The organism is Streptomyces sp. NPDC015345 (genome assembly GCF_043078805.1).
Taxonomy (GTDB): domain Bacteria; phylum Actinomycetota; class Actinomycetes; order Streptomycetales; family Streptomycetaceae; genus Streptomyces.
The window spans coordinates 639,612-656,002 of record NZ_JBIBTX010000006.1 but is presented as its reverse complement, the minus strand read 5'-3'; the positions used below and the strand labels follow the sequence as shown (position 1 = coordinate 656,002).

The 16,391-nt window shown below is 68.3% G+C and carries 18 protein-coding genes and 3 pseudogenes; 10 read left to right on the top strand and 11 right to left on the bottom strand.

The window, feature by feature from the left end:
• Positions 1 to 356: 356 nt before the first annotated feature.
• Entirely contained in the window at positions 357 to 779 is a 423-nt protein-coding gene (locus ACF062_RS26985; RefSeq protein WP_392141996.1) for a hypothetical protein, read from the bottom strand.
• A 372-nt stretch (positions 780 to 1,151) separates the two neighbouring features.
• Between ACF062_RS26985 and ACF062_RS26980 the strand changes: the two genes are divergently transcribed.
• The 3 genes from ACF062_RS26980 (at position 1,152) to ACF062_RS26970 (ending at position 5,133) form a co-directional block, all read left to right on the top strand.
• On the top strand, positions 1,152 to 3,671 hold the full coding sequence (locus tag ACF062_RS26980) for a Helicase associated domain protein (RefSeq protein WP_392141995.1): 2,520 nt from the start codon (positions 1,152 to 1,154) through the stop codon (positions 3,669 to 3,671).
• Positions 3,662 to 3,865 (top strand): hypothetical protein, encoded by a 204-nt coding sequence (locus ACF062_RS26975; protein WP_392141993.1) that lies wholly within the window; start codon positions 3,662 to 3,664, stop codon positions 3,863 to 3,865. The genes ACF062_RS26980 and ACF062_RS26975 overlap by 10 nt, the downstream gene beginning before the upstream one ends.
• A gap of 389 nt (positions 3,866 to 4,254) precedes the next feature.
• Positions 4,255 to 5,133 carry a hypothetical protein gene (locus ACF062_RS26970; protein WP_392141991.1) on the top strand — a complete coding sequence of 293 codons (879 nt, stop codon included), beginning with the start codon at positions 4,255 to 4,257 and terminating at the stop codon, positions 5,131 to 5,133.
• Between the two features lie 89 nt (positions 5,134 to 5,222).
• On the opposite strand, the gene ACF062_RS26965 is transcribed toward ACF062_RS26970, so the two are convergent.
• The 3 genes from ACF062_RS26965 to ACF062_RS26955 are packed head-to-tail and all read right to left on the bottom strand — an operon-like array spanning position 5,223 to position 6,281.
• Positions 5,223 to 5,450, bottom strand: a complete 228-nt coding sequence (locus ACF062_RS26965; RefSeq protein WP_392141989.1) for a hypothetical protein — start codon at positions 5,448 to 5,450, stop codon at positions 5,223 to 5,225.
• Positions 5,451 to 5,452: 2 nt separating this feature from the next.
• Positions 5,453 to 5,803 (bottom strand): hypothetical protein, encoded by a 351-nt coding sequence (locus ACF062_RS26960; RefSeq protein WP_392141987.1) that lies wholly within the window; start codon positions 5,801 to 5,803, stop codon positions 5,453 to 5,455.
• 58 nt (positions 5,804 to 5,861) lie between these two features.
• Positions 5,862 to 6,281 carry a hypothetical protein gene (locus ACF062_RS26955; protein WP_392141985.1) on the bottom strand — a complete coding sequence of 140 codons (420 nt, stop codon included), beginning with the start codon at positions 6,279 to 6,281 and terminating at the stop codon, positions 5,862 to 5,864.
• 237 nt (positions 6,282 to 6,518) lie between these two features.
• Between ACF062_RS26955 and ACF062_RS26950 the strand changes: the two genes are divergently transcribed.
• Entirely contained in the window at positions 6,519 to 7,172 is a 654-nt protein-coding gene (locus ACF062_RS26950; protein WP_392141983.1) for a hypothetical protein, read from the top strand.
• Positions 7,173 to 7,219: 47 nt separating this feature from the next.
• Here ACF062_RS26950 and ACF062_RS26945 read toward each other — a convergent pair whose 3' ends face one another.
• Positions 7,220 to 7,357: a hypothetical protein gene (locus ACF062_RS26945; RefSeq protein WP_392141981.1), complete on the bottom strand. Its 138-nt coding sequence runs from the start codon at positions 7,355 to 7,357 to the stop codon at positions 7,220 to 7,222.
• On the opposite strand from ACF062_RS26945, the gene ACF062_RS26940 reads away from it, so the two are divergent.
• Positions 7,351 to 7,860: a trypsin-like peptidase domain-containing protein gene (locus ACF062_RS26940; protein WP_392141979.1), complete on the top strand. Its 510-nt coding sequence runs from the start codon at positions 7,351 to 7,353 to the stop codon at positions 7,858 to 7,860. The genes ACF062_RS26945 and ACF062_RS26940 overlap by 7 nt on opposite strands.
• Here the strand turns inward: ACF062_RS26940 and ACF062_RS26935 are convergent.
• The 4 genes and pseudogenes from ACF062_RS26935 to ACF062_RS26920 form a co-directional block, all read right to left on the bottom strand.
• A pseudogene (locus ACF062_RS26935) lies at positions 7,789 to 8,056 on the bottom strand (hypothetical protein). The gene ACF062_RS26940 and the pseudogene ACF062_RS26935 sit on opposite strands and share 72 nt — an antisense overlap.
• 91 nt (positions 8,057 to 8,147) lie before the next feature.
• Entirely contained in the window at positions 8,148 to 8,534 is a 387-nt protein-coding gene (locus ACF062_RS26930; protein WP_392141978.1) for a hypothetical protein, read from the bottom strand.
• Between the two features lie 210 nt (positions 8,535 to 8,744).
• Positions 8,745 to 9,116, bottom strand: a complete 372-nt coding sequence (locus ACF062_RS26925; protein ID WP_392141976.1) for a hypothetical protein — start codon at positions 9,114 to 9,116, stop codon at positions 8,745 to 8,747.
• Positions 9,117 to 9,165: 49 nt separating this feature from the next.
• Positions 9,166 to 10,310, bottom strand: a pseudogene (locus ACF062_RS26920) (transposase); the annotation flags it as partial.
• Positions 10,311 to 10,547: 237 nt separating this feature from the next.
• Here ACF062_RS26920 and ACF062_RS26915 point away from each other — a divergent pair.
• Complete coding sequence (locus tag ACF062_RS26915) at positions 10,548 to 10,676, top strand: hypothetical protein (protein ID WP_392141975.1); 129 nt, start codon at positions 10,548 to 10,550, stop codon at positions 10,674 to 10,676.
• A 258-nt stretch (positions 10,677 to 10,934) separates the two neighbouring features.
• Here ACF062_RS26915 and ACF062_RS26910 read toward each other — a convergent pair.
• Both ACF062_RS26910 and ACF062_RS26905 read right to left on the bottom strand, forming a co-directional pair.
• Positions 10,935 to 12,125: pseudogene (locus tag ACF062_RS26910) on the bottom strand (IS110 family transposase).
• Between the two features lie 760 nt (positions 12,126 to 12,885).
• Entirely contained in the window at positions 12,886 to 13,119 is a 234-nt protein-coding gene (locus ACF062_RS26905; protein WP_392141974.1) for a hypothetical protein, read from the bottom strand.
• Between ACF062_RS26905 and ACF062_RS26900 the strand changes: the two genes are divergently transcribed.
• The 4 genes from ACF062_RS26900 (at position 13,107) to ACF062_RS26885 (ending at position 16,309) form a co-directional block, all read left to right on the top strand.
• Positions 13,107 to 13,481, top strand: a complete 375-nt coding sequence (locus ACF062_RS26900) for a hypothetical protein (RefSeq protein ID WP_392141972.1) — start codon at positions 13,107 to 13,109, stop codon at positions 13,479 to 13,481. The two genes, ACF062_RS26905 and ACF062_RS26900, sit on opposite strands and share 13 nt — an antisense overlap.
• A 549-nt stretch (positions 13,482 to 14,030) precedes the next feature.
• On the top strand, positions 14,031 to 15,188 hold the full coding sequence (locus ACF062_RS26895; RefSeq protein ID WP_392141970.1) for a hypothetical protein: 1,158 nt from the start codon (positions 14,031 to 14,033) through the stop codon (positions 15,186 to 15,188).
• A gap of 23 nt (positions 15,189 to 15,211) precedes the next feature.
• Positions 15,212 to 15,457, top strand: a complete 246-nt coding sequence (locus ACF062_RS26890; protein ID WP_392141968.1) for a hypothetical protein — start codon at positions 15,212 to 15,214, stop codon at positions 15,455 to 15,457.
• Between the two features lie 585 nt (positions 15,458 to 16,042).
• Positions 16,043 to 16,309: a hypothetical protein gene (locus ACF062_RS26885; protein ID WP_392141966.1), complete on the top strand. Its 267-nt coding sequence runs from the start codon at positions 16,043 to 16,045 to the stop codon at positions 16,307 to 16,309.
• The last annotated feature ends 82 nt before the right edge of the window (positions 16,310 to 16,391 follow it).

The window sequence follows — 16,391 nt, the reverse complement described above, 5'->3', positions numbered from 1 at the left end:
CCCGCGGAGCGGGTCCCTTCGGGCTGCGCCCGAAGAAGCGAGCCGGGTCGCTCCGCTCACCGGCCGCTCCCGCTCCGCGTGAGCGGAGGCGGCTCGCTCCGCTCACCGCCGGGTGTCACGCGCTCCGCGCCCGCCACCCAACCGCAGGGCAGGCGGCCCGCGTTGCGGGCCGGGGCCGGCCTCCGGCCGCCCCGTGGCCTCCGCTGCGCTCCAGCCACACAGGGCGCGTTCTACTCCCCCGTGCGGGCCAGGCGTGCCACGCTCCGCGCGGCCCACCCACGGGCCTGCGGCCCAAGCGGCAGCAAAAGGAGGGGAGGGACAGGTAGTCGGGCAAGCTTCAGGACCGCCATAGCGTTTCAGTCTGAGCAGGAGCGATCAACTGACAGGAGTTTCACCTTTTCCACGTCGTCCATGCCATCGCCTCCCAGGCGCTCGACGACGCCCACAACGAACTCTTCGTCGTCTCCTGGGGCAACGAAGACTCGCTCGGCCCCCTCGGCGGAAACCCCTTCCCCCGAGGAGTTTGTACCTGATATTCGCACCTTAACTACGTATGAGCATGAAAGACCGGATGAGTTACTTATGGAACCTCGCACACCTGGGCCCGAGATGGATATGTACGGCTCCTTTGAGAGAGTCAGCTCATCCGACGCAGGCCTAGCCGGCCTCTGTTGCTCATCCTGATACCAGGACACTGCACCCATCGCAGCAATGAGCACAGCGAACCCGCAGGCCAAAACCCCGACAGCTAACCAGCTGCTCTTTCCCTGTGTCGCCATGACTCGATCATAGAATCCTGCAGTCCGATCAAACAATGCGTGGGGAAGCTTCGGTCAGCTTCGCCCCTCTCTGACCTGAGGCAGAGCCCTTGCGCGCGTCAAATCCGCCACATCTGTAGCGATCGCGAAGTATCGGCTTAGTGTGCTTCATTCTTGGGACCGAGATAAGCTATGGACTCAGAGCGCACCACTCCCGACCCCTCCGGAGGGGTATCGAGATCCATCCCCCGGCTTTGCCGGTGCTCTGGTGAGGCAGAGCACCGAGCCGATCGCATCCGTCCAACCGTATCCCTCACGGCTCCTCTAAGTGCAGGTTTCCCGTTCCCGCCGCTCGAATCGACCGGGCGGCATCCCAGGAGAAGGCAGGCGAATATGTCGAGCACAGACCGCGTTGACCAGCGCGAGGCAGCCCAGCGAGAAGCCATTGACGCGGTCGTGCGAGCCCTCGAATTGCCTGCAAGATCACTGGTGCCCGAACGGGGACTTCGAACGCAGGTGATCATGGCGACCGGGTCCGGGAAGACCCGGGTGGCGGTCCGCAGCGCGGAGGAGCTCCACGCGGGCCGTGTGCTGGTGCTCGTGCCCTCGCTGGACCTGCTCGCCCAGACCGAGGCCGCGTGGCGTGAGGGGGGACGCCGGGGGCCGATGATCGGAGTGTCCTCGCTGCGAGGTGAGGAGGTGTCCTTCCCCAACACCACGGACGTGGACGAGCTGGTGGAGTGGACGCGGGGCCTGGACAAGGTGACCGTGTACGCCACGTACGCCAGCCTCGGGCTGGGCACGCTGGAGCGGGCGCACGCCGGGGGCCTCGCGGCTTGGGACCTGATCGTCGTGGACGAAGCCCACCGCGTTTCGGGCCGGATCGGGAAGCCGTGGGCGGTCGTCCACGACAACCAGAAGATCCCCTCCCTGCGCCGTCTGTACATGACGGCCACGCCCCGGCTGTGGCAGCTCGGGGACGAGGACGAGGCCGGCGCACCGGGCGAGCTGGTCGCGAGCATGGACGACGACCCGGAGGGCCCCTTCGGCAGCCGGGCGTTCACTTTGACGCTCTCGGAGGCCATCGATCGGGGGATTTGTGCCCCCTATCAGGTCGTATGCGTGGACGTCATCGACACCGCGCTCCAGGCCGCGCAGCTCCTGGGCGCCGAAGGCCGGTCGGCAGAGGTCCGCGGGGCGCGGCTCGCTGCCCTGCAGACCGCCCTGGTGAAGGCGTCGGCGGAGGAGAACTTCCGGCGCACGCTGGTCTTCCACCATCAGATCCGCGAAGCCGAGGCGTTCGCGGCCGGCCTTCCCGACGTCGCCGCGCAGCTGCACGCATCCGACCCGGAGCTGTACCCGAAGACGATCTGGGCGGACTGGCTGTGCGGCGACCACAAGCCGCTCCACCGCCGCCGGCTGCTCGGGGAGTTCGCGGCCGGGATCGCCACGGACGGCACCGTCGTGGAGAAGTGCTTCCTGTGCTCGGTGAAGGTCCTGGGCGAGGGCGTAGACACCAAAAACTGCGACTCCGTGTACTGGGCGGACGTACGCGGCTCGATGCCCGACCTCGTCCAGGCTGTGGGCCGGGCGCTGCGGATGCAGCCTGGCGAGGGCAAGGTCGCCTCGCTCGTGGTGCCCGTGTTGCTCGGGCCGGGCGAGACGGCGGACAACATGCTCACGAGCCGGGCGTTCGGCGGGCTGGCCAAGCTGCTGGAGGCGCTGCGGGCGCACGACGCGCGGATCGTGGAGAGTCTCGCGGAGCAGCAGGCCCCGAGCCGCTACAAGCCCGTAGCCAAGGACGAGAGCGGGAAGAGCACGGGCGGGAGCGGCGAGGGCTCCGGAGGCGTGAGCGCCCCCGCCAAGGCTCTGCTGAAGTTCTCCACGCCGCGCGACCCGGCCGCCCTCGCCGCGTTCATCAACCTGCGGGTCCTTAACCCGGAGCACGAGCACTGGCGGCGCGGGGTTGAGGCCGCCGTGATCTACGCCCGCCTGCACGGCGACTTGAAGGTGCCGTTCACGTTCCGGGTGCCTGCCGTCGACGACCAGGAGGCGGAAGGCGCGGGGTGGCCGGCCTCGCTCGCCGGGTTCCCGCTCGGGCAGTGGACCGCCGACGCAAGGCGGTTCTACGCCCGCGGCGACATGGACGAGGACCGCATCGCGCAGCTGGAGAAGCTCGGCATGATCTGGTCCCATTTCGACGTCGCGTGGGAGGAAGGGCTGTCTGCCGCGCGCGGATGGGCCGCCGAACACGGCCACCTTCTGGCCCCGCTGGACGCCACCTTCCAGGGCGCGAAGGTGGGCATCTTCCTGAAGAACGCGCGGGCCGCCGCCCGCAAGGCGGCCGAGATCGAACAGCGGCGTGCCGAGGGGCTGCCGGTTCAGTCGTCGGCCGGGGCCCTGTCGGACGAGCGGCGCGAGCAGCTGGAGGACATCGACGCATCCTGGTGCCCGAGCTGGCCGGTGACGTGGCAGCGGTGCTTCCACCTGGTGAGGATGCACCTGGACGCAGGCGAGGCGCTGCCCACCGAGGCGGGCGACGTCGTGCGCCAGGGCGAGGATCTCGGACGGTGGGTGACATCGGTGCGGTACGGGTGGGACCAGCTCACGACCGTGCAGCAGTGGATGTGCGAGCAGGTCCTCGGGATCGAGCCCGCAGCTGAGGACGAGAAGCCCAAGCGCCGTACGCAGGCCGACAAGTGGGCAATGAACTACGAGGCCGCCAAGCAGTTCTACGAGCGTGAGGGACACCTGAAGGTCCCGAGGAAGCACGTCGAGCGGATCGTCGGCCAGGACCAGGAGGAGCGGGAGCACAAGCTGGGGGCCTGGATCGGGAACCAGCGCAGCAGGGCGGCGACGTTGACGCCGGAGCGGATGGAGCTGCTGTCCGCCATCGGGATGCGATGGTCGTGATGGTGGGCGTCGTCGTCACCGCGGCCGCCGCGCTCGCGGCCGGCTGTCTGCTCGGCCGGCTACGCCCGTGGCAGCGGGCGGGCGACTGGGCGGCCGATCAGGTCCGCTTCACCAGCACGTGGGTCAGGAGCAGCACCGCCCGCCAGGCCGTCGGCGTCCTGGCCCACCCCGTCACCACACCGCGCACCAGCTGACGCATCATGCGCACCCCCGCCACCGAGACCCAAACGCCGACGCGTACGGCCAGGAGCTGGCGCACACCAGCCACCACCAGCACGAGGCCACCGACGCGCGGTTCACGAACTTCCAGGCCCTTGCCGCCGTCGGGATCGGACACCAACAGGCCGACGTCATCGTGGTTCGTCGGTGAAGGCTGGGTCCAGAAGAAGCGGTGGCGTGTCGCCGCTTAACAGGACACGCGGCCGCCTAGAGTGTGACGTGCGGGCTGGGACGGTCCGAAGGCTGGCGCTCCGCCCGGGCGGAGCTGCAGGTGAGCCTCTGAGGGTGCGATGCCCGTGTCCCGCGTAAGCCCTGATGCACTTCTTCCTCGATGCCCTGTGCCCAGCGGCCGGATAAAGCCCGGGTGATCGGCCGCGGAAACGGGACCCTTGTGTCGCCTCACACCCAGGACCGCGCTCAGCGAAAGCTGCTCCTCGACCAGCTGAACGCCGACTGTCGAGCCGTTGTGCGGGACAGCAGCGGGCGAATCTCGATCGACCACGCCGACAGTGCCGCGCAGCACGCCTTCCAGGCAGTTCTGGCCACGTTCCTGCTAACCACGCTGCGCGCCTCGCATCCGCTGGAGACGCCGATCGGCGCATCCATGTCGAGCACAAGCGCGTATGTCAATGTCGTCGTCTCCCACCCTGGCCGGCTCGACATCCACACCAACACGGCTTGCCGTGTAGCCTCGCGGATCCTCCCCCTGACCACCGAAGCCCACGGCCCGCACGGAATCCCGGGCCTCAGGCTCGAGGGCATCGGAGTGCGACGCCTGCGATTGGCGCACCTGCCCACCGGCGGGCGCCTCGACCTCATCGATTCGCGCTCCCCCGGCGGCAGCCGTCGCGACTTCGCCCAACGCTTCCGCGGTGATACGCGGTGGCACTGGAAGCCTGGCTATACGCCTCTGTGGGACCGTGCCGATCTCCACCCGAGCGAGACGCTTCTGGAGCAGCACTGGGCGCCTCGCCCGTGCATGCTCCTGCGCAGCGCTCTGATGGCCAGAGCAGCGCTGCTGTGGGGCGAGTTGTACATTCGCCCGTCGTGGACCGAGCAAGCCCTCCGGGGCCTGCCAGAGTTGGCCTGGGACAGGTCCGGGGGTCAGCCCGGCGCCCACGAGGTCGGGGCAGTCCTGACCCAGGCCCCTTCCAGGATCCCCGGCGCCCGCTACGAGCCGATCACCGATCGCTCCGGCCTGCTCTCCCTCGCCGGTGCCGCGCTCTGGCTGCGCGCCCGATAGGTGGCAGGCCGAGGTGCTCCTCCTCGATCGAGGAGGAGCAGCTGGCGGTGGTGTTCGTTGCGTTGCGCGCCCGGCCCGCTGTCATCTGGTCAGCCGAAGTCGAGCGTGTCCTGTGCGAAGTCGGTTGAGGCCGGGCTGGGCAGGGGCGGCAGCGGTGCACCGTCCTGGCGCGCGGCCCTCCAACGATCGGCCAGCTCGTCCTTCCAGCCCTTGGGCGGGGGCCACGGGACGCCCCAGGCGGCGAGCTGGTCACGCTTCCAGCCGCCGGCGGGAGTGCGGGCGGCTTCGACTTCGTCGGGCGAGGGAAGGCTCGGCATGGTCAGCGACCACCCATGAAGAACAGGGCCGACGCCGGGTTGGCGAGGCTCTTGGCCAGCTGCTTGCTGTCAGCCGCGACGGTCCGGAGCTCCGCAGCGGTCGTGGCCACCTCCTCTTTCGGGTCGCCCTGCTCCACCGTGACCTTGTTGTTCTTGGCCAGCAGCTCCAGGGCGTCGGCAGTCTGCCCGAATGCCTGTGGAAGCCGCTCGACCAACGACTTCAGCGCCTGCGTAGCCTCCGACAGCGCGGGCGCCGACAGGTCCTTCCCGTCCTCTAGCACCGCGCGGTTGAACTCTTCGATCAGGTCCCGGGCCTGACGGACCAACGTCGCCGGAACCTTCTTCGCCGCCATGCGCTCGCTCCTCGCCGCTGGAATGGTGGCCCTCAGTCTCCCAGAGCGAGAACGGCGACTACGTCGGTTCTCCCCTGCTCGCTGGGCCCCAGCCCTCCAGGAAGGTGGTCAGGGCGCGGCGTTGCTCTTCTTCGCGGGCGATCTGCCGGGCGAGGACGTCGCGGTCGACGTACGGGGCGACGGCAGCGAGGACCAGGCGCTGGAGTTCGTCCGGCTCCAGCGCCTGGTCCTCCCACTGCACCGGACGACGGGGGTTGAACCCGTATCGGCGGGCGAAGGCCGGCCAGCGCGGGTCGCCGTGCTTGCCTTCGGCCGCGGGCAGTTCGCAGGCGCGGACCTGGTCGTAGGTCAGCAGGACCCGTTCCGTCCGGCTCCAGCAGCCGGTGCGCGCCACCCAGTCCCGCTCGATGTCCTCGCCCGAGCAGTCGAAGTCGCCGACGATTCTCCGGGGCGCCGCGAGCGTGCGATTCGAATCCACGCAGCTCAGAAGCGGTCGAAGCGACCATAGCCGGTGCAACACCTGTGGTGCACGGTGAGGCTGAGCGATTCACCCACCTGTACGCCGTGGGCCCCTGCCCTCGATGCGCGCACGCCCAGACTCACGTCTTCCATGGCAGGGAAAACGAGCCTAAGGGCTTGTATCGCGTGCACCCTCCGCGCTACAGTCCCGCTCGCAAGGTGCGCTCTTATTCGCTTCTTTCAGCAAGGAAATGACGTGAAGCTCCACCTGATCGTTGAAGATCCCGATCCCGCCTTCCAGAAGGCCCTCCTAGCTCTGCTCGCCCAACACGCCGGCAGCTTGAAGACTGCTGGCCCTGCCTCCGACTGGGCTGACCCGGAGACCGCCTCCCGCTACTACCTCTCCCTGCCGGCGACCGCCCAGCGCATCCTGCGTGAGGCCGCTTCCCGTGAGGACGGTTACGTGCCAGCCGATGTCCTGCGCGGTCCGCACGGCGAGGGCAAGCTCACCGGCAGCAGCGGTGCGTTCAAGGCCGCCCTGAAGCGCGGCGTGCGTCGCAACTGGTGGATCGCGGACCAGATCGCGCCCGTCCTCGCCGAGGGCCCCGGGTTCGGAAAGGTCGCCGGCTACCGCATCCGCGCTGAAGCCCTTCCCGCGTTCCAGGCCGCTGTCGCCGCCCACCAGCAGGGCGAGCTCGCCAGCCAGAAGGACTGCCTAGCCGAGGCGATCACCGGCGAGGGCGGGGAGTGGGACGCGCAGCGCTCCGTCGCCGCGCTCCACGAGATCGGCCACGCCGTCGACGAGAAGCGCGCCCGGCAGATCCTGCGTGACCTCGCCGCAGACGGCATCCTCCAGCGCCTGGACACCGATCGAGCTGTCTACCGCCCTGCTGACGACCCGGAACAGTAGATCACCGGGAGACCAAACCCGCCCGGCGCCGACTAACCCTCGGCGCCCTAGGGGCTGGCCATGGCCAAGGCGGTGACAAGCTGCCCGGCCTCAAGATGGTGGGTGAGGTCGAGACCGCTGTCGATCAAAGTGAGGACGGCGTGATGCCGGGCGGCGGGGATGGCGGCGGTCCTCTTCCGTGGCACGGACGGCGCCTGGCAGCCCGCCGCGGTCCAGGGGATCGAGCCCTCACCCCACCCAAGACGTGGCACTGCTACGCCTTGAGCCGGGCACGTACGTCTCTCCGTGTGTGCTGAGCCGCCGCCAGGAGTACGCGTCCATGTCGTACATGCTCTGGGGTTACCCAGAAGCGGTGCTGTACGAGTCCGTCGTCGATGGCATCGCTCTGCAGCGTCCCGACCTGATCTATTCGGAAGGGCATGTCCGCCGACGCATCAGCGACTCCATACCTGGGATCCATGGATCCCGCTTCATCGAGCTGAGCACACCTGCTGGACCTGGCTGCTCCGGGGCTCCGCTCATCGATCGCACTCCCGGTCGACCGGGAGGCCTCGACTGGAGGGTTGGGCGTATATGTCGGGGAGCGGCACTCTCACCCCGGAAACTTTTTCGTCGGCTACGGGGTACGGATCGCCGACATCGACCAGGACGCCGAGGGCTGGTCCGCGCTCTTCGGCTGACCCGTTAGCCCTCCCGCGGTCATCAGGGTGACGCCGTCGTCTATCCCCTCCTGCTGCCAGTCCGTAATGTCGAGCAGCAGTCGGCCCAGCGGCCCGCCGACCAGCGCGGCGTAGGTCTGGTGCGGCAGCGGGCCGGGGTGGGGGGCGTCGTGGTCACAGCCGTACACCCGGCCCGCGCAGCAGCTGCTCGTCATCGGCGTTCATCCGGCCAGCCTCGCAGCTGCCACCGACATGGCCATCACCCAGGCATGGTGCGGGAACCGACCGGTTCCCGCACTGTCTCCCGTCGGGGGTGTCAGCCGCAGAGGATGAACCTCTCGTAGTCGTAGAGGTCGTCGATGTTCCCGCTGTAGAGCCAGCCGTACCAGGGTCCGCCCTGGCCGTGTGCTGTGCCGTAGTACCACCAGTTCGAGCCGTTGTGGTACGAGCAGTCGATGTCGAAGTAAGTGTTCGCAGGGAGGGTCTTGCGGACGCCGCAGTCGGCGTTGGGGCCGGTGCGCAGGGGCGAGGTCCGCCCGGCCACGGTGTAGCCGTATCCGGGTTCGCCGAGGCGCACCGATGGGTTGGTGCACACGGCGGCCCCGGTGGTTCCGGTGGTGACCGCACCAGCGGCGGGCGTGGCGACGGTGAGGGTCGACGCGGCCAGCAGGATCGCAGCCGCGCAGGTGATCGGCTTCTTCATGGAGCCTCCCCGGGTCTGTCCGGCACGCGTTCCCGGGGAGGGCGCGGCATGCCGGAAGGTGTTTGACGGCAGGTCAGTTCCTCGAGGATGGCGTCTGGGAGTCAGGGGAGCAACGGACCATTCGGCCGTGATAGGCGCGCGCCGTCCCCTTCCGGCGGGTGGCTTGGGCCGGGGGTGCTCAGGTTGAGAGACAGCTACTGAGCTTGTTGTTTAACGTTCGGCCGCTTCGGCATCGGAGGCCATCGATATCTGCAGGGCACGTAGCCATCGTTGGCAGACTTCGTGGGTGACCGGTTCGAACAGCTCGGGGGTCGAGATTTCGACGAGGAACTGAGTCAGCAGGTCCTGGTGTTCTTCCTCGACGTCCACGTGGTCCTCGAAATGCACCGCCTGTGCCCAGTCGATGAGTTGGCTGGGGCTGGCGAGTCCAGCAGTGGCCTTCTCCGCAGCGGCCAGGGCATGGCCACGACGGAAAGTGACGATCGATGTCGGTTCACCGCGCCGGGCATTTCCGATGAGGTCGGAGAGCTCACCGTTCCAGTGCACAAGGTCTTCAAGGGGGCGGCTTCCGTTCGGGTCCATGTTCCCCATCCTGCTTGATGCATGGGGACCGAGCAGGCGTGGTCTCCCGTCAGGTCGGAGCTGGTGTGACACGTCGGGGCTTTGTGCCGACTTTGTGGTGGGCGGGGCTCTTGTATGCCTTGCCGATCGCAAGGATCCGGCCGACGTCGTGACGGGTGGCCGGGCGGCGGTTCTTCGAGCCCGGTGGCCGGCCGGGGCCCGGCTGGGACGGTTTCGGTGCCCCGGCTGGAGAGCCGGTCTTCGCTCGGAGGTTTCTGAACCCCCGCCGGACTCGGGCGGGCGTCAGCTTGTTCGGCTGGGCTGGCTTCTCCCCGGGACGCCGGAGGTCAACGGCGAGGAGACGGGCGAGCCGGAGCTGGGTGTGCGCGGCGATCAACAGCCATGTCCAGCGGTCGGCTGCTTCTGAGCTGCGAAGTCGGGGCTTGGTCCAGCCGAGTGTCTGCTTGAAGAGGCGGAACGTGTGCTCGAGGTCGAAGCGACGCAGGAATGATTGCCAGCAGCGATCCACGTCCTTGCCGGTGGCCCCGGTTCTCGACCACCAGAGCCAGACTGGCTTGTTCACTCCGCCTCTAGGCAGCTTCTCCACGACCAGGCGGATGACAGTGCCCTCGATGATGGGCAGTGGGCCAACGTGATCGAGCCGTGCCGTCCGGTGGGTCAGCCGCGGGTGCAGCCGGTCCCAAGCTTGCGCGGTCGCTTTCCCGTAGAGGCGGGTGTCCGTGGTCGTCACGGCCTGTTCGGCGCCCCAACTCGTGGGGTCGCCGAAGACGAACTCGCCACCGTGCTTCGGCGGCCGTCCGCCCTTGGGGTCGTAGATCCGCGGCGGCGTGGGCCGTCGCATCGCGCGATCCGAGCGCAGGCGGCCGAGGATCTGCACCGGCAGGTCGCCCAGTATATGGGCGATGCGAGGTGCGTCATAGCCCGCGTCCAGCACCACCAGCACCTCAGGATCACCGTCCTTCCACTGGTCGGCAGCGATGAGCCGTTCGACAACTTCGCGGATCTGGACGGTGGTCACCGCAGCAACATCCGCACCGGGCTCCAGACGGACCGCATCAAGCACCGCCGTCCACAAGGTTCGGCCCGTCTCCAGAGCGGCCACCACCGAATATAGCCAGCCCGGCACCATCTGATGCTTGCCTCGCCCCGGCCGAACGTATGCCAGAAGGCCCGGTCAGAGCTGGTGTCGGCGTCGTCGCCCCGCGCAGTCATCGACGCGTACAACTCCGACCGGATTCCTAATGCCGTTTGTCAAGACGTTCTGGTTGGGTGCGTAGGGGTCCAGTCGGCCGGTGTCTCGCACCTCTCGATCTTTGTATCGACTGATCGGCGTTGCAGCCCGTCGGCAATGAACTCCATCTCGACCAGCGTGCCAACCAGGCCAGTCTCTTGGAGCGCACTGGCCATCACCCGTGCCTGGCCCAGGGACAGATGGAGCATCTCGCGCAGGACTCGCAGGGCGGGGACGAGGCTCGACTCGTCGTCCGCGAGATGGAGCCGTACGGGCCCATGCTCTGCCAGCAGGGCATTCCTGATCTCTTCCGGAGTCGCTCCGCCTGAGTCCTGATCGCACCACCCGTTAGGGCAGGCAGTGCAGGCGCCATCGATGCCCCACCACAACTGCCCCTGGTCGATGTACTGGCCAACGTCGCGTATCAGCACGCCACCGCAGGCGTCGCACTCCGCCGGGACCTTAACTCCTTGAGTGATCAACGGGCTCCTCACCGTCGGATGCCAGTAAGCGGATACTCCCGCAAGCCTGCCTGTCAGTCGACCGTGTTACCGCTGACCCGGCAGATCGGCGGCAAGACTGAGGCATCACGCCGCAAGCGCCGCCGGCGGCGAGGGCTCGTAGCACCGTCCGTCGCGGAGGAGGGCCCAGAGAACGTTGACGCGGCGGCGTGCGAGGGCGAGGACGGCCTGGGCGTGGCGTTTACCTTCGGCTCGCTTACGGTCGTAAAAGCGCCTGGAGTCCTCGTAGTAGCGAATGCTGAACAACGCCGAGGTGTAGAAGACACGCTGCAGGCGGAGGTTGTATCGCTGGGGTCGCTTCAGGTTGCCGTTGATCTTCCCGGAGTCGCGGGCACCGGAGCGACGCCGCCAAAGCCCGCAAGCCGGTCCGGTGTACCGAAGGCGGCCATGTCGCCGCCGGTGGCGGCCAGGAACTCGGCGCCGAGGATGACGCCCAGGCCAGGCATGCTGGTGATCACGTCGAAGGAGTGGTGATCACGAAACCGGGCCTCAATGCGCTTGTCGAGCTCGGCGATCTGCTCGTTGAAGTCCATCACCTCCCTCGCCAGCGTGTGCACCGTCTGGGCGGCCAGTTTCTCCCCAGGGAGGCTCGTGTGTTGGCGCTCGGCGGCCTGCACGGCCGCTGGGGCGAGCCGATCGGCACGGGTGACTTTGCGGTTACGTAGCCAGGTCTCCAGCCGCCGGACACCGAGCCGACGCAGGGCAGCAGGGGTCTGGTCGCCCGTCAGCAGGATGAGCGGTCCGGTGTTGTTGAGGTCCAGTGCGCGTTCCAAACTCGGGCAGATACCGCTGTGTTGAGCGCGTAGGCGGTTGATGACCCGCGTTCGGTCGGCCACAAGGTCCATGTGGCGGACGGTGAGAATCTTGAGGGTCGGTGACGGTGTCGTCGCTGGTCCGCAAGGGGTGCAGGTCTCGGCGGACGCGAATTTGGTCGGCGATGACGGCGGCGTCCTTGGCGTCGGTCTTGCCTTCGCCGCGGTAGCTCTCGGAGGCACGGTGGATGGCCCGGCCGGAGATGTAGTGCAGTGGCTGGTCGTGGTTCAAGAGGATCGTGATGGCCAAGGCGGCCCCGCCGTCGGCCGGATCGATCCCCCAGGTCACCTCTTCACCCAGGGCCAGGGCGTCGGCGAGGAGTTCGAGCAGTTCCGGTTCGTCGTTGGCAACGCGTCGCGACAGCAGCCGGCGGCCTCTCTCGTCGATCGCGACGCAGTGGTGATGGGTCTTACCTGCGTCGATGCTGGCCCAGATCGCGGCCATGTGATGCCTCCGTGCGGTGTGCTGTTGGTTCCTCCCACAGACGACGGCCTCGCTGTCGATTCCCTACAGAGCGATCATTCGCAATTCCCAATTGGCAGCGGAGTCGTCGTGGGGCGCCGGGTGGCCAATCCGGGGAAGCCACATACGGCAGAAGCGTGAAAGCCACACCCGACACCCTTGGGTAGGTGAACCATACGAAGGGCTCACCAAGTCCCGCAGAACAACGTAGGCAAGCGTGACGCTTCCGCGAACGCTTCGCGCCGGGTATCGCGGCACACCACACTCATGACAACAGCCTTCGGTTGAGCCCGTATCTCTGTGACGAAGCACAGGATCAAGCGAAGGCCGCCCTCACGTCCGGCGAATGCCCAGGTGAGCGACATAGTTCGAGTCGCCATTCGGGGCCGGAAGAAAAAGAACAAGCCAGTCAACTTCCGCCTCGTCGCGGGGGGGGCGACTGGGCGACGTCGACAACTTCTTCCCGAAGGAGGTGGGCGCGGCCCGATTGTGTGGCAGCCTGCCGAGGTAGGGGGCTGCGGCGAGTACCAGCACCGCGTCCGTGGCTTTTCCATGTACGACTGCCCGGGCTTCTTCTCCGGCGTATCCGATTGCATCTGGGCGTCCTTGAGGTTCTGCTCGTCGCCTGCCTTGTTGTACTCCGGCAACGCGATGTCCCCGCGGTCGGCCATGGTGTGCAGATATTCGCCCAGTTGCTCCAGAGCGTGCCCAGCGGCGTCGATCTGGCCAATCAGCGTCGCTGCTACCACGGCGGTGTGCTGGGGGGGGTATACAGCGCCCACTGGGTCTCCATTCCGGCGGAAACACCCTCGGCGGCTTCAGCTCCGGCGATGCCCATGGCGATCAGTTCCGCCGGATCACCGATCTTGTCGTCGGTGATCCGGCGGATGCCTCCGCACACATCGCTGACCATCCGACGGTCGACATCGTTCTCGAACTGCTCCCAGAACCTGGACTGTTCATGTGACTGCTCCATGGCTCCCTTTCCGGGACGTCATCCTCACGATCCGCGCCGTGCTCGCCGAACTCGGCCGCCCCCTGCCCGCCTTCGCCATCGCCCTGCGCCGCTACTGGGAGAACCAGCACCCCGGCGAAAGCCTGGAGGAGTATCTGCGGCGCGGGGGACTGGGCACACGGTTCGGCAAGGCGATGCCGCAGCAGATGCGGTCCGCTCTCGCCGACATCGCCCAGGCCCTCCTCCTGCCCGGCACCGTCGGCACGGCGGTCGGTGCGGTGATCGGCTCCCTCACCGGGGCGCTGCGCGAGCGGCGCCAGACCGTACGGCGCTCGCCGGATGCGCGCGGCTGGCGGACTTCCTGGAGGCCGAGGCGGACCTGAAAGCGCTGTCCTTCTATCCCCATCTGCTGGCGTCGGAGCTCGCCCGGCTCCCGGTGGACCAGTGCGTCATGCCGGTGATCCTGCTGGACACCTTCGAGGACGTCGGCGACCGCACCCACCGCGACCTTGAGCGCCTGATCCAGCGGGTGGTGTGGCTGATGCCGAGCTGCTTCTTCTTCATCACCGGCCGCTCCCGCCTCCAATGGGCCGACCCCGCTCTCCAAGGGCGGCTCGGCTACACCGGCCCGGCCGCCTTGCCCGGCCTGGCAGCTCCCGCCGCTGTCCCGGCCGCCCGCGCCGCCCGCCCGTCCCTCGGTCACGGGCGGCAGGTCCTGGTCGGTGACTTCTCCCCCGAGGACTGCGACGACCACCTCGCCCGTCGACTCACCCGCGACGGCGAACCGCTCATCAGCCAGGAGATCCGGCAGACCATCAGCGACCGCTCCCACGGACTGCCGCTCTACCTCGACCTGTCGGTGATACGGCTCCTGGAAATCCGCCGCACCGTGCCGCACACCGCAGCCGGCCGACTTCGACCACGACTTCCCGGTGCCGATCGCCCGCACCCTGTCCGACCTCACCGCCGACGAGCGGCACGTGCTGCGCTCCGTGGCTCTGCTGGACGCCTTCGACCTCGACCTCGCCACCGCGGCCGCCGGCCTGCCCCATCAAGCACGGGCCCTGCGGCTGATCAAGCGGCTCTTCGTCCGCGAGAACGCCTTCGGCCTGTGGCCCTACCACCTGCACGGGCTGATCCGCTCCACCATCCGCAGCGCCGACGACCAGGCCGACGACCGCTGGACGGACAACGACTGGCAGGGGGCGGCCGAGCGCGCCCTGGCGGCCCTCGGCACCCAGTGGGCCGGTGCCGGCATCGCCGGGCAGGGCCGGATGCTGCTGGTCGCCTGCCTGCGCCAAGATCTCTCCCTGGCCCGGGACTTCGGCCTCGGACTGGTCTGGCTCAGTGACGCCGCCTGGGCCTACGTCAGCGACTCCGTATGGGAGCCCCTCGCCCCACCTGCTCAGCCGGACCGCACCGACGGCTTGGGGACTGCGGCCGACGCCCTCGTCGAACTCCTCGCTGCCCTCGCCCGGCGCCAGCACGAGCACCGCTCCGTCACCGCTTCCCGCCTCACCGCCGTCACCAGCAGCCAACTGCTCCCCGCCGAGCTGCACGAGGTGGGCGTCTACTACCTCGCCAAGGCCCACCGCGGCCTCGGTGACTCCACCGCCTCCCGCCACGGGATACAGCTCGTGGCCGAAGGCGGCGGCCGCCTGGCCCCCGCGGCCCGCCGCGGCCTGGCCCACCTCGCACGCCTCGCCGGCGACTTCCCCACCGCGCACGACACCGCGCAGACCCTGGGCTGGGAAGGGCGCCAGCACCGCGTCGAAGGCGACATCTCCTGGCCGCACGGCGACATGGCTCGCGCGGCCGCCGCCTACGCCACAGCCCGGGATCAGGCCGAGCAGCATGGCATCGCCGGGGAGCGCGCCACCAGCCAGACCCAGCGCGCTTTTGTCCTGGCCTTCACCGACCCAGAGACGACCGACGACGAACTCCACCTCGTCGGCCAGCTGCTGACGGGGCTCGATCTTCGCCCACGACCCTCACCACGAAGATCGCCGCCGTCATCCGGGACGCGGGGGCACTCAGCAGCCTCGAGCCCGTACGCCTCCTGCGTACCGAGATCAGCGACGCCGGCCTGACAGCCGCGGAAGCCGCCCTGGAATTGGCCCTGTGCTTCCACCATTCCGTTCAGGACGACCACGACAAGATCAGCGCCGCGATCTGCCGGTTGCGCGCTCTCACCCGCGGCGGCGACTACGCGTACTACGCCGACATCGCCCACTTCATGGCCGCCCTGCCCCTGCCAGAACCCTCCATCAGCCGCTGGCTCACCAGCGAGGCCGACGTCCGCTCCGCATGGCGCGGCCTGGTCCAGGCCCGCCAGGATCACCTGCGCGTCAGCACCTGACCCCGGACACACCGGTGGCCGTGGCCAGAGGTCTGGCCGCGGCCACCGGCACGTACAGGCGAGGACCTGGCAGCAGGGCTTCGAACTGGCCCGACACCGCGCTCGGCGTACTGGACTGAGCCGACGGATGACCGGAAAGTTCGACGACCCCGATCAGACGCCTGGCCGGGGCCCTCGTTTACTTTGTTTGTGTTTTATGTCGCCGTTGACGAACCAACCAAAGCCCTATGCATGCGATCAGGGCAACGGTGAAAAGCAGTGACACTGCGACGCGTATGGCAAGCCACGCGCTGCCAGCCGGGTGCCACAGTGCTTCTGCCAAGTTCATCAGAAGGCGAGTGAAAAGGTGAGCCATAAGGCATTTTTAACGCCGCTGGCATACTTTTCCAGGTTCACTATTTCTTCCTCTCACTCCGTCGCCCACGCGGACGGATGACGTACGAAGCGCGTTCGAGGGGAGCGCGTGGGCAACCGGGAGTCGACGCCCGTGTCCCGTGCCAGTGAACCCTGACCGTTTGCCACCGGATCTTGACGAACGCGAGTTAGTGTCAGCGAAGTTTGCATACTGCAGGTCAAGGAGGCGCGATGCCCGAGCCCATCCCCGACGAGCTGCGCTGCTCTCGCTGCGGTGACCTGCCCGAGCCGGTCCTCTGCCTTGGCCGCACACCCGACGGCACGCCCGCCGCTGACACACCTGCGGCGATGCTCGTTGAAGCCGAGCTCGGCCTTGCCGATGACGCGCGCCGCCGGGCCTCCGGGGCCGTGCTCACTGATGCTCAGACTGCCGCGATGCTGCGTGCCCTGGCGGACGACCCGGACCTGCGCGCCAGCAACGGGGAGCACGGGTGCTGACTAAGCGCAATGTGCGGCGCAAGCCCTGTGCCGCATCCGTTCGGTGTCGATCGGGGATGCAGCACAGGGCCTGGGCGAGTGG